The following is a 12,129-nucleotide window of genomic DNA, read 5'->3' as shown; positions in this document are numbered from 1 at the left end:
GTCAGGGCGTACCGGTCTTCTTCCACTGGAAGACGGCACCGATCTCCACGTCGAAGACCTCGGCAATACGGAACGCTGCTTCCAGAGACGGCGAGTACTTGTTCTGCTCGATCGCGGCGACCGTCTGCCGTGTCATGCCGATCCGGTTTGCCAGCTCCTGCTGGGTCATCTCGCCATGCTCGAAGCGCAGTCGCCGGATGGCATTGCTGATCGGGGGAGGGGGCATCAGGCCGCCATCCGGAACAGGACGATCTTGACGCTTTCGCGCACCAATTCGGTGACGACCATGGTCATGAGGAAACCGTTGGCGAACAGGATCGCCGTGCTCCCGACGGGATCTGCGGGAAAGGCGCCGCGAATGACGTCGAGATTGAGCAGGCCGCCGATCAGGACGATCGGCACCAGCACTTCGAGCAGCTTGAAGCCGATGCTGTCCGCCCTGGCCTCGATCTGGCGTTCGCGTTCATCGGGCGCCGCGTCCAGCGATTGCCGCGCCATCACGGCCACCGCGATGGTGAGGCTCAGCATGATCACCACCGACAAACCCATGCAGATGATGAAAAGGGTACGCAACTCGACGCCATCGATCCGGCCATTGAGCGCGTTGATCCAGAACACGCTGAAATAGTAGCTCCATATCACCAGCGTCGTCAGCACTGCGATCCAGGACGTTTTCTCGCGCATCGACATAGCAACCTGCCTTGTCCATCATTTCGAACATTATATCCAAAATTTCGAACGCGATGTAAAGAAAAATATACATCACGTTATGTGCAGATGACATTTGGCGTGGCAGTCACCTGTGCGAGGGCGACCTGCGGTGTCGATCTGACCTTGGGGCAGGATCGCAGGGAGGTGATGGAACAGACGAGTTGGCGGCCTAGCGTTCGGCCAGCCGCGGCATCAGTTCGACGAAATTGCAGGGCTTGTGGCGGTAGTCGAGCTGGTGGCTGAGAATGCCCTCCCAGGCGTCACGGCAGGCGCCGCGCGAGCCGGGCAGGCAGAAGACAAAAGTCGTGCCGATCAGCCCGCCGGTGGCGCGCGACTGCAGCGAGCTGGTGCCCACGGTCGTGGCCGAATACTGGTGGAACAGCACCGAAAACCCCTCCATCCGCTTGTCGAACAGCGGCTCGACGGCCTCGGGCGTCACGTCGCGACCGGAAAAGCCGGTACCGCCCGTGGTCACGATCACGTCGACACTCGGATCGGCGACAAAGCCCTGCACCGCCTGGCGGATCAGCTGGATATCGTCGCGCACCACCACCCGTGCGGCACAATTGTGCCCATCGGCCTCCAGCAGCGATTTCAGCAGGGCGCCGCCGGTATCGGTCTCGAGCGTGCGGGTGTCCGACACGGCGATGACAGCGATCGAGAGCGGCTTGAAGGCGCGGTCCTCAAACCGGTCGGTCTTGAACATTGGTGTTCTCCTCGTCATGCACGCTGGCCAGTTCCTCGGGCACAGGGGCCTCGTCCACATCCATCTCGAAATCTTCCGGATCGGCGCGCGGATCGAGCACGAAGCTCTCCGGCGTCACCTGGCGGTCATTGCCCATCGGCTGGAACGGCGCCCGGCCCGCCACGTCGACGCTCTTGCGGATGCGCATGCGCAGATAGGCGGTGATCGCCAGCGCGCCATGGAAGGCGGCGGTGACGATGAACAGCCCCACCGGCGACCAGGCGCCCATGATCAGCGATGCCACGGCCGGCCCGATGGCCAGCCCGATGCCCAGGATCAGCAGCATGCCGCCGGCAATCTTGGCGAATTCGCCATCCTTGGCATAGTCATTGGCATGGGCCACCGCCACGGCATAGATCGGGTTGGCGGCAAAGCCATAGGCGGCAAACAGCACATACATGATCCAGCCCGCTTCCGGGTTGATCAGCACGGTCAGGATCCCGACCAGCGAGGCAAAGCCGGAGAGCCCGATCAGCACGATGCGCCGGTCGATCCGGTCAGACAGCCGGCCGAACGGGATCTGCGCCACCGCGCCCAGAATGGCGGCAATGGCAAACAGCAGCGCGATGCCGCTGGCGTCGAGCCCGCGCTGATAGCCATAAACCGGCGCCAGGGTGCCGAAACTGCCATTGGCCATGCCAACGGAAAACGCCGCAATCGCGGCTACCGGCGAGGTACGGTAGAGCAGGCCGATATCGATCTTGGCCGAGGACAGCGGCCGCGGCTGCGGGCTCGAGGTCAGCGCGGTGGGCAGGATGGCGCAGGCAAAGGCGATGGCGCCCAGCACGAAGGGCACATAGCCGGCAGTGCCGGTGACCGACATGGCCACCTGGCCCAGCGTCGAGGCGGCCATGTTGATGGTCACATAGATCGAAAAGATCGTGCCACGGCTCTTGTTCTCGGCCACTTCGTTCAGCCAGCTTTCGACGATCATCGCCGCGCCGGCAAAGCAGAAGCCGCTCAGCGCCCGCAGCACGATCCAGCTGACATCGTTGACCCAGAGCAGGTTGAGCAGGATGGTGATGGTGCCGATCGCCGCCATCACCGAGAAGGCGCGGATATGGCCGGCCTTGCGCACCACCATGGGCACGGTGATCGATCCGGCGACAAAGCCCACCGACCAGCCGGTGCCGATCAGGCCCAGCGACAGCAGCGAAAACCCCTCCTCGGCGCCACGTACCGACAGCAGCAGTCCCTGCAGGCCGCCGCCGAACATCAGCAGGGCCGAACCCAGGAACAGGGCGTAGATCTTGATAACGGAGGCCATGGCGCTTTCGGCTTTGCGGAAGGAAACGGGCTGCAAATCACGCAACGGTGACATTAGGGTGGCGTTCGGCCACGCGTGCAATCAAAAACCGGCCGGGCCACGAGATTTTCCGCCCTAGCGGAGCCCCAGCGCGTCGAGCTTCATCCGCAGGCTGAGCATATCCGCCCAGGCTTGCTCCTTGGCGGGCGCATTGCGCAGCAGATAGGCCGGATGCAGCGTTGGAATCGCCTCGACCTGATGGCTGCCAATGCTCAGAGTCGCCCATTTGCCCCGCATCTTGATGATGCCGGTAGTGGTGTCGAAAATAGTCTGCATTGCCGGCCCGCCCAGCGTCATGACGATCCTGGGCGACACCAGCTCAACCTGCCGCTGCAGGAAGGGCAGGCACAGCGCCATTTCCTCGGGCGTCGGCGTGCGGTTGCCCGGCGGCCGCCACGGCACGGTATTGGCGATATAGACCTTGGTGCGGTCCAGCCCGATGGCCGCCAGCATGCGGTCGAGCAACTGCCCGGACTTGCCGACAAACGGCTTGCCCTGCCGGTCCTCCTCGGCGCCCGGCGCCTCGCCGATCAGCATGATGTCGGCTTCCGGATTGCCATCGGCAAACACCAGCTGCGTCGCCCGCAGCTTGAGCCCGCAGCCGTCATAGGCGTCCAGCAGGGCCTGCAATTGGTCCAGCGTCTGTGCCGATGCGGCGAGGCTCCGCGCCTCAGCCGGGTCGCCGCCCAGCAGCGGCGCCTCGGTGGCCCGTTCGGCCACCGCCGTGCCGGCCGCAACATTGGCCACCATAGCCGGCACCGCCCGCGCCGGCGCGCGCTGCGCAAACCGGTCCACCGGCTCTTCGCCCACGGCGATATCGACGCCGGCGGCGCGATACCAATCCAGCACGGCGAGCATTTCGTCGTGATTTAGCGGGTGATCTTGGGTCATGTTCTCTGTTATGTCACAGCCCGTTTGGCGCGGCCAGCCGCGTCCACCAGTCAGGGGCAGTTCCTATATGGCCGAAGCCGGTTCGCGCGAAACCCTTTCGACAGATGTACTGATCGTCGGCGCCGGTCCGTCCGGCCTGGCCGCCGCCATCCGCCTCAAGCAGCGCCACCCCGAACTGGCGGTGACCGTGGTCGAAAAAGCCGCCGAACTGGGCGGTCATATCCTTTCGGGCGCCGTCATGGATCCGCGCGGCCTCGATGCATTGATCCCCGACTGGCGCCTCAAGGGCGCCCCGGTCGGCCCCGACGTCACCACCGATACCTATCATTTCCTGACCGCCAAGGCCGATTTCGCCTTTCCCCATGCTTTGCTGCCGCCCCAGCTCAAGACCCCGGGTGGAGTCATTGCCAGCTTGGGCAATCTCGTCCGATGGCTGGGCGAGCAGGCCACCGAGCTGGGCGTCGATATCTTCCCCATGACGGCGGCGATCGATGTGCTGGGCGGCGGCGCCGGGCCGGTGCGCGGCATCATTACCGGTGATCTCGGCCGCGACGCGGCCGGAAATCCCAAGCCCGGCTTTGCCGAAGGCATTGCGCTCGAAGCCAAATATACCCTCATCGCCGAAGGCGCCCGCGGTTCGCTGGCCAAGGCTATTATCGCCGACTACCAACTCGAGCAGCAGCCGCAGAAATATGGCCTGGGCATCAAGGAGGTCTGGCAGATCCCCGCCGAGCGGCATCGCCCCGGCACGGTAGATCACTATCTCGGCTTTCCCCTCGATAATGCCACGTCCGGCGGCGGCTTCGTCTATCACGCCGAAGACCGCAAGCTCTATGTCGGCCTCGTCACCTATCTCGATTATGCCAACCCCACGCTGTCGCCCTTTGACGAGTTCCAGCGCTTCAAGACCCACAAATCCATCGCGCCCTTGCTCGAAGGCGCCAGCCGCATCAGCTATGGCGCCCGCGCCGTCACGGCCGGCGGCTGGCAATCCATCCCCTCCTTGGCCTTTGCCGGCGGTGGCCTTATCGGCTGCGCTGCCGGCTTCATGAACGCCCCGCGCCTCAAGGCCATCCACAATGCCATCCTCTCGGGCATCGGCGCTGCCGACGCGGTGGCCGCAGCCATCGCCCAGGGCCGCCAGCACGATGTCATCGCCGACTTCGCCGAGCGCATCATGCAGACCGGCATTGCTGAGGAATTGCAGGCGGTGCGCAATGTGAAGCCGCTCTGGTCGCGCCTGGGCACCATGCTGGGCGTGCTGGCCAGTGGCGTCGAGCTCTGGGCGGTCGCCCTGCTGGGCCGTTCCCTGCTCGGCACATTGTCGCATCGCGGCCCCGATCATGCCGGTCTCAAGCCCAAGGGCGAGCTGCCGGCGCTCACCTATGCCCGGGCGGACGGCAAGATCACCTACGATCGCGCCTCCTCGGTCTATCTGGCCAATCTGGCGCATGACGAGGATCAGCCAGTCCATCTCAAGCTGGCCGATCCGGCGGTGCCGATCCGCGACAACCTGCCCAGATATGGCGAGCCGGCGCCGCTCTATTGCCCTGCCGGGGTCTATGAAGTGGCCGAGGCCGGGGGCACGCCGGTGTTCCGCATCCACGCCGCCAACTGCGTCCACTGCAAGACCTGCGACATCAAGGACCCGGCGCAAAACATCACCTGGGTGCCGCCCGAAGGCGGCAGCGGGCCCAATTACAGCGGCATGTAGCGCCGGTCCTATCACACTCACGGGGGCGCCCTTGCGGTGGCGTCCCAAAACGGCCAATCTTGGCCGCCAGAACGGGTCCGCTTGGACCATGGGAGAATTCAACGTCGTGACATCGCTTTTGCACCGCTTCGCGCGCCCGGCCCTGATCGCCATCCTGCTGGCGACCACGGCAAGCCAGTCCGGCCAGTCGGCACAGCCCGTGCAGACCGCCCAATCGGACGCGCGGACCAGCTTCGATCTGCTGCCCATGTTCCGGGCCAGCGCCACGGGCGCCTATATGGCCGGCCAGCAGGCGCTGCAGGATCTGCGTACCGACGAGGCGGCCCGCTATTTCTTCCAGGCCGCCGAGGCCGACTGGCAGAACACCATCCTGGTCGAGCGCGCCTTCATCGCCTTTGCCGCCGACGGCCAGATCGGCCGGGCAGCCTCCACGGCCAAGCACCTGCTCGAGCTCGACCCCACCAATGAGCTGGCGGAACTGGTGATCGCCACAGAGGCGCTCAAGGAGCGCCGCTATGATTCTGCCGAAAGCCAGCTCGGCGCCATCGGCCAGGACAGCTTTACCGGCATCACCGCCAGCATTCTGCGGGCCTGGGCCCTGGTCGGCGCCAACCGCAAGACCGATGCCGACGCCATGCTCGATACGCTGGGCGAGACCGGGCTCGACGATTTCCTGGTCTTCCATCGGGCGCTGATGGCCGAAGTGTCCGGCGAGACCGAGATGGCCATTGACCTGGCGAGCCAGGCCTTTGCCGCCGAGCCCTATGTGGCCCGCGTGGTCGAGCTCTATGCCCGCGTGCTGGCCAATGCCGGCCGCTTTGACGAAGCCACCGACGTCATCGCCGAATTCGAAGACCAGGGGCTCACCCACCCCTTTGTCACGCAGGTGCGCGAGCAGATCGCCGCCGGCCAGCGCCCCGGCATCTTTGCCTCCAATGTGCAGGTCGGCGCCGCCGAAATGTTCCACGGCATCGGCGTGGCCCTGTCGCGCGATGGGAGCCTCGACCTGTCGCTGGTCTTCCTGCGCATGGGGCTCTATCTCGATCCCAACGCCGACGTGATCTCCCTGGCGCTGGGCGAACTGCTCGACACTGCCGGCCAGCACGAAGCCGCCAACCGCATCTATGACGCCGTGCCTGTCACCTCCACCATGAAGCCGACGGCAGTGGTGCGCATTGCGCAGAATCTCGATGCTCTCGGCGATCGTCCCGAAGCGCTGCGCCGTCTGGGCAATATCGTCACCACCCAGCCCGACCACCTCGACGCCGCCTCGGTCTATGGCGACATGCTGCGTTATGACGAGCAGTTCCCCGAAGCTGCCGAGGCCTATACCCAGGCTCTGACCATCACCGGCGGCGACCATCCGGCCGACTGGCGCTTCTACTATGTGCGCGGCATTGCCTATGAGCGTGACAAGCAGTGGCCCAAGGCCGAGGCCGATTTCCTCAAGGCGCTCGAGCTCAACCCCGACCAGCCCGCCGTGCTGAACTATCTCGGCTATAGCTGGATCGATCAGGACATGCACCTGACCGAGGCGCTCGAGATGATCCAGAAGGCCGTCGATGCACAGCCCCAGGACGGCTATATCGTCGATTCGCTCGGCTGGGCCTTCTACAAGCTCGGCCGTATCGACGAGGCTGTCGCGACGCTGGAACAGGCCGTGCAGCTGCGGCCCAATGATCCTGAACTGAACGACCATCTGGGCGACGCCTACTGGACCGCTGGTCGCGAGCTCGAGGCCCGCTTTCAGTGGAAGATTGCCGCTGCCATGGATGAAGAAGGCCACGTCAAGGAACGGGTGGCCGCCAAGCTGGCCGATGGCCTGACGGCTGCCAACGCGACCGAATAGCGTCCGCGTGGTCGAGCCCGTCATCCATATCGCCCCGGCCAAGATCAATCTGGCTCTGCATGTCACGCGGCGGCGCGAGGATGGCTATCACGACCTCGAAAGCCTCGTGGTCTTTGCCGCCCTGGCCGACGAAATCGAGGCCGTGCCGGACAAGGTTGATTCGCTGACCATTGTAGGCCCCTTCGCCCGCGGGTTGGGAGCCGGGGAGACCAACCTGGTTTCCCGGGCTGTCGCTGCCTTTCGCGCCCGCTGGCCCCTGGCCGTGACTACCGGTCTGGCGCTGCGCCTCACCAAGAACCTGCCCGTGGCGGCCGGCATTGGTGGCGGCTCGGCCGACGCCGCTGCTGCCCTGCGGCTGATGCGGTCGCTATCGAGCCACCCCATCCCGGTGTCCGAGCTGTCGGACCTGGCTGCCCGTCTCGGCGCCGATGTGCCGGCCTGTCTGGTGTCGGCGCCGCTGCTGGCGCGCGGGGTGGGCGAACTGCTCGAAGTGCTGCCCGAATTCCCGGCCCTCCATATCGTGCTGGTCAATCCGATGGTGCCGCTGCCCACTGCCGACGTGTTCCGCCGACTGCGCGCGCATGACAATTACCCGCTCCCCGCTTTACCGTCGCCGCTGACGCGGCCGGTACAGCTGGGCCTTTGGCTGGCCGAAACCCGCAATGACCTGCAGCCCCCCGCGGTCAAGCTGGTGCCGGTGATCGGCGAGATCGTCGATCATCTGGCCGCAGCACAGGGCTGTATGCTGGCGCGCATGTCGGGCTCGGGGGCTACCGTGTTCGGCCTGTTTGGCTCAAGCGGCCAGGCGCATCAGGCCGCCCAGCTGATGCGGGCGCAGAACCCCGAGCACTGGGTGGCGGCCGCGCCCCTGCTGGTGCCAGGGGCCTAGAAGGCGCGCAGCACGCTGAATTCGACGACATCGTTGAGCAGGGTAGACAGGTCAGACGCGGGCAGGGCCTTGAGCGCCTGCTGCGCTGCGCGCGCATGCCCATGCGCCTGGGCCAGCGTGCGGGGCAGGGCGTCGAGCCGGTTGAGGATGGCCACCACCGCTTCCACCTGCTCGGCAGTCGCTTCGGGGTCACCCAGCGCGGTGCTGATGGTCTCGCGTTCCGCTGCCGTACCATCGGCAAGTGCCAGGATGATCGGCAGGGTCATCTTGCCCTCGCGCAGATCGTCCCCGGTATTCTTGCCCAGCGTGCCGGCCTGCCCGCCATAATCGAGCGCATCATCGACCAGCTGGAAGGCATTGCCCAGTTCAAGGCCATAGGTGGCCAGCGCCTGGCGCCCCGCCTCATCGGCGCCACCGGCCATGGCGCCCACTTCGCAGGCGGCCTGGAACAGCACGGCCGTCTTGGCGCGGATCACTTCGGCATAATCTTCTGCCGTCGTGCTGAGGTCGCCCGTCTTGGACAGCTGGAACACTTCGCCTTCCGCCATCACGGCCGAGGCCGAGGACAGCACGCCCAGCGAATCGACGTCGCGCGTTTCCACCATCATCATGAAGGCCTGGCCGAGCAGGAAATCGCCGACCAGGATCGAGGCCTTGTTGCCCCACACCATGCGCGCCGCCGGCTTGCCGCGGCGCATGTCGCTTTCATCGACGACATCGTCGTGCAGCAGCGTGGCATTGTGCATGAACTCAACCGCGGCTGCGAAGTTGATCGCCGAGCCATTGCCCTTGCCGAACAGTTGCGCTGCCGCCACGGTGAGCATGGGCCGCAGCCGCTTGCCGCCGCTGTCGATGAGGTAGCGCGCCAGCTCCGGCACCATTTCGACATGCGAATTGGCCCGGCTCAGGATCAGTTCATTGACCTTGGCCATATCGTCCGCGGTAGCCGCGAGCAACCGGTCGATCGGGGTGGCGATGGGCGCCTCTTTAATCTGAGTCAGCACTGACACCGTCTATTCACCCCAATACGCCATCGGCAAAATTGATTGAGTCTGTGGGCTTTACGCATGTAAGGTCGCGCAAAACCGGCCTTTTCGGGTGCGATGTCCCTAGACCAGCCTAGAGCCTTTGTAAAACACCAATCGGTAACGCGCGACGCCTTTTTGGGCGGCAGGCTCACTGTGTCGCAGCCGCGCCATGGTTTTCGCGCCGGACTCGACTCTGTGCTGCTCGGCGCGGCCCTGGGGCAGGGGCGCGCCAGCCTGCTCGATATGGGCGCCGGCGTGGGCACCGCCGCCCTCGTCGCGCTGACCCATGAGCCCGCTTTGCAGGCCGTTTTGGCCGAACAGAACCCCGACATGCTGGCTCTGGCAGCCATCAACCTCGCCGATAACGATCTGGCTGTGCGCGGCCGGACTCTGGAAGTCGATGTCACCGCCAAAGGCACCGCGCGCCACGCCGCCGGCCTCGCCGACAATGGCTTTGACGCCGTGATCGCCAATCCGCCTTTTTTTGCTGATGGCGCCGGCACGCTGGCCGGCGATGCCGGCCGGGCCGGGTCGCGGCACATGGATGCCGCGGCTCTCGATCTCTGGGTCAAGACCGCCGCCGGCTGCGCCGCGCCGGGCGGGGAGATCATCTTCATCTATCCTGCCGAGAGCCTGGCGCCGCTGCTGGCCGCCTTCGACCAGCGCTTTGGTGCCATCACCATCCTGCCGCTGACGCCGCGGCCTGAAGCCCCCGCCAGCCGCGTGCTGCTGCGCGCAATCAAGGGGTCGAGAGCGCCGCTGACCCTGCTGGCCAGCCGGGCGCTGCACGATGCCACTGGCCGCGCCTTCCAGCCGGTGTTTGATGCAATTTTCCGTGGCGCCGCCCGGCTCGACTGGTAATCGCCCCCGCTAGCCCCTAAGTCTGGCGTCGGTTTTTGATGAGAGGCGCGACAATGAACGATCTGGCTCGACCGGCGCGAACCTGGCTCCAGCGCCTTACCGGGCGCCGCGGCGCCATCGTCCCCGTGGTCAAGCTGCAGGGCGTCATCTCTGCCGATCCGCGTCCGGGTCGGCTCAATATCGCTGGTGTCGCCCCCTTGCTCAAGCGCGCCTTTGCCATCAAGTCGGCGCCAGCCGTCGCCATCATCATCAACTCGCCTGGCGGCTCGCCGGTGCAGAGCCGGCTGATCTACAAGCGCATTCGCGATCTGGCCGACGAACACAACAAGCCCGTCCTGGTCTTTGTCGAGGACGCTGCAGCCTCGGGCGGCTATTTCATCGCCGTGGCCGGCGACGAGATCATCGTCGATCCATCTTCCCTGGTCGGCTCGGTCGGCGTGATCATGGCCGGCTTCGGCTTTGTCGGCCTGCTGGACAAGCTCGGCGTCGAACGGCGCGTCCATACCGCGGGCAACAACAAGTCCACCCTCGATCCCTTCCTGCCGGAAAAGGCATCCGACATCGAACGCATCAAGCAGTTCGAACTCGATATTCATCAGACCTTCATCGACGTGGTCAAATCGCGGCGGGGCGCCCGTCTCAAGGCCCCGGACGACACCCTCTTCACCGGCGAATGGTGGACCGGCACGCGAGGCCAGGAGCTCGGTCTGGTTGACGCCATCGGTGACCTGCACGAGACGCTGCGCACCCGCTATGGCAAGGATGTGCGCCTCAAGGTCTTCGAGCCCAAGCGCGGACTTATCTCTCTGCCACGTATCGGTTTTTCGGTCGTTGGCCTGGCTGGCGATGTCGCCGCAACCATCGAAGACCGCGCCGTCTGGGCGCGGCTGGGGCTCTGAACCATGCTGCTGCGCGTCCTCATTTTCGTGGTCCTGGCCATCTTCATCTATCTCGGCGCGATGAAGATCTGGCGCGACTGGACCCGCCAGTTCAAATCCGAGGATGAAGAGTCCCGCCGCCTCCGCCGCGAACGCGACCTGCGCGAGCGCGAGCAGCCCGGCGTCATCGACCTCAAGCGCGACGATGACGGCCGTTTCCGTCCCGAAGATGACGACAAACGCCGTTGACCCTGCCGGGCGGCCAAACTAGAGGTTTGTCCCAGTTAGCAGGGACTGCCACATGACCATAAGCCCACCGCACATGGACCCGAAAAACTCGTTTCAGGGTTTGATCCTCACGCTGCAGCAATTCTGGGCGGAGCAGGGTTGTGTCATTCTGCAGCCCTATGACATGCCGATGGGCGCCGGCACCTCCCATACCGGCACCGTGCTGCGCGCGCTGGGGCCAAAGCCATGGAAGGCTGCCTATGCGCAGCCCTCGCGCCGCCCCAAGGACGGCCGCTATGGCGAAAACCCCAATCGCCTGCAGCACTATTACCAGTTCCAGGTGATCCTCAAGCCATCGCCGCCTGACCTGCAGGAGCTCTATCTCAAGTCGCTCTATGCCATCGGCATCGACCCGGCGCTGCATGACCTGCGATTTGTCGAGGACGATTGGGAAAACCCGACCCTTGGCGCCTGGGGCCTGGGCTGGGAAGTCTGGTGCGACGGCATGGAAGTCAGCCAGTTCACCTATTTCCAGCAGGTGGCCGGCTTTGAGTGCAACCCGGTCTCGGGCGAGCTGACCTATGGGCTCGAGCGCCTGGCCTGCTATCTGCAGAACGTCGACTCCATCATGGAGCTCAACTTCAACGGCGGCAGCGGCGACGACAAGGTCACCTATGCCGATGTCTTCCTGCAGAACGAGCAGGAACAGTCCAAGTACAATTTCGAGGCTGCCGACACCGAGATCCTGTTCCGCCACTTCGCCGATGCCGAAAACGAATGCCGCGCCATTCTCCAGAAGGGCGCTACGGGCAACCAGCACACCATGGCCATCCCCGCCTATGAGCAGGTGCTCAAGGCCGCGCACAATTTCAACCTGCTCGACGCCCGCGGCGTCATCTCGGTGACCGAACGGCAGAGCTATATCCTGCGCATTCGCGAACTGGCCAAGAGCTGCGGCGAAGCCTGGCTGCAAACTGCCGGCGGCGGCGCGGAATAGCGTCGGCGGCCATTGCCTAGTTCGCGGCGCAA

The 12,129-nt window shown here is 65.2% G+C and carries 13 protein-coding genes; 7 read left to right on the top strand and 6 right to left on the bottom strand.

What is annotated here, in order from left to right:
* Position 1: 1 nt before the first annotated feature.
* From GDR53_RS03530 to GDR53_RS03510, 5 genes are all read right to left on the bottom strand, one after another.
* Positions 2-226 carry a helix-turn-helix transcriptional regulator gene (locus GDR53_RS03530; protein WP_193336725.1) on the bottom strand — a complete coding sequence of 75 codons (225 nt, stop codon included), beginning with the start codon at positions 224-226 and terminating at the stop codon, positions 2-4.
* A complete protein-coding gene (locus GDR53_RS03525; RefSeq protein ID WP_193336724.1) occupies positions 226-684 on the bottom strand; it encodes a hypothetical protein in 459 nt (152 codons plus the stop codon). Before GDR53_RS03525 ends, GDR53_RS03530 begins: the two co-directional genes overlap by 1 nt.
* Before the next feature lie 196 nt (positions 685-880).
* Positions 881-1,417, bottom strand: a complete 537-nt coding sequence (moaB, locus tag GDR53_RS03520; protein WP_193336723.1) for a molybdenum cofactor biosynthesis protein B — start codon at positions 1,415-1,417, stop codon at positions 881-883.
* The gene (locus tag GDR53_RS03515; RefSeq protein WP_193336722.1) at positions 1,395-2,723 is read right to left on the bottom strand and encodes an MFS transporter; all 1,329 of its coding nucleotides are present in this window, start codon (positions 2,721-2,723) and stop codon (positions 1,395-1,397) included. The genes moaB and GDR53_RS03515 overlap by 23 nt, the downstream gene beginning before the upstream one ends.
* Positions 2,724-2,837: 114 nt before the next feature.
* Entirely contained in the window at positions 2,838-3,653 is an 816-nt protein-coding gene (locus GDR53_RS03510; RefSeq protein WP_193336721.1) for a uracil-DNA glycosylase, read from the bottom strand.
* Between the two features lie 67 nt (positions 3,654-3,720).
* Here GDR53_RS03510 and GDR53_RS03505 point away from each other — a divergent pair, with 67 nt between their 5' ends.
* From GDR53_RS03505 to GDR53_RS03495, 3 genes are all read left to right on the top strand, one after another.
* On the top strand, positions 3,721-5,367 hold the full coding sequence (locus tag GDR53_RS03505) for an electron transfer flavoprotein-ubiquinone oxidoreductase (RefSeq protein WP_193336720.1): 1,647 nt from the start codon (positions 3,721-3,723) through the stop codon (positions 5,365-5,367).
* A 106-nt stretch (positions 5,368-5,473) separates the two neighbouring features.
* Positions 5,474-7,216: a tetratricopeptide repeat protein gene (locus GDR53_RS03500; RefSeq protein ID WP_193336719.1), complete on the top strand. Its 1,743-nt coding sequence runs from the start codon at positions 5,474-5,476 to the stop codon at positions 7,214-7,216.
* A gap of 7 nt (positions 7,217-7,223) precedes the next feature.
* The gene (locus GDR53_RS03495; protein ID WP_210321384.1) at positions 7,224-8,105 is read left to right on the top strand and encodes a 4-(cytidine 5'-diphospho)-2-C-methyl-D-erythritol kinase; all 882 of its coding nucleotides are present in this window, start codon (positions 7,224-7,226) and stop codon (positions 8,103-8,105) included.
* On the opposite strand, the gene GDR53_RS03490 is transcribed toward GDR53_RS03495, so the two are convergent.
* Positions 8,102-9,115: a polyprenyl synthetase family protein gene (locus tag GDR53_RS03490; protein WP_408639782.1), complete on the bottom strand. Its 1,014-nt coding sequence runs from the start codon at positions 9,113-9,115 to the stop codon at positions 8,102-8,104. The genes GDR53_RS03495 and GDR53_RS03490 overlap by 4 nt on opposite strands.
* A gap of 171 nt (positions 9,116-9,286) precedes the next feature.
* Between GDR53_RS03490 and GDR53_RS03485 the strand changes: the two genes are divergently transcribed.
* From GDR53_RS03485 to GDR53_RS03470, 4 genes are all read left to right on the top strand, one after another.
* On the top strand, positions 9,287-9,994 hold the full coding sequence (locus GDR53_RS03485; protein WP_193336718.1) for a tRNA1(Val) (adenine(37)-N6)-methyltransferase: 708 nt from the start codon (positions 9,287-9,289) through the stop codon (positions 9,992-9,994).
* Between the two features lie 62 nt (positions 9,995-10,056).
* Positions 10,057-10,893, top strand: a complete 837-nt coding sequence (locus GDR53_RS03480; protein WP_408639796.1) for a S49 family peptidase — start codon at positions 10,057-10,059, stop codon at positions 10,891-10,893.
* 3 nt (positions 10,894-10,896) lie between these two features.
* The gene (locus GDR53_RS03475; RefSeq protein ID WP_193336716.1) at positions 10,897-11,121 is read left to right on the top strand and encodes a hypothetical protein; all 225 of its coding nucleotides are present in this window, start codon (positions 10,897-10,899) and stop codon (positions 11,119-11,121) included.
* A 52-nt stretch (positions 11,122-11,173) separates the two neighbouring features.
* A complete protein-coding gene (locus GDR53_RS03470) occupies positions 11,174-12,097 on the top strand; it encodes a glycine--tRNA ligase subunit alpha (RefSeq protein WP_193336715.1) in 924 nt (307 codons plus the stop codon).
* Positions 12,098-12,129: the final 32 nt, after the last annotated feature.

The sequence above is a fragment of the Devosia beringensis genome (assembly GCF_014926585.1).
GTDB classification, from domain to species: domain Bacteria; phylum Pseudomonadota; class Alphaproteobacteria; order Rhizobiales; family Devosiaceae; genus Devosia; species Devosia beringensis.
This window is presented reverse-complemented; position numbering and strand designations above follow the sequence as displayed.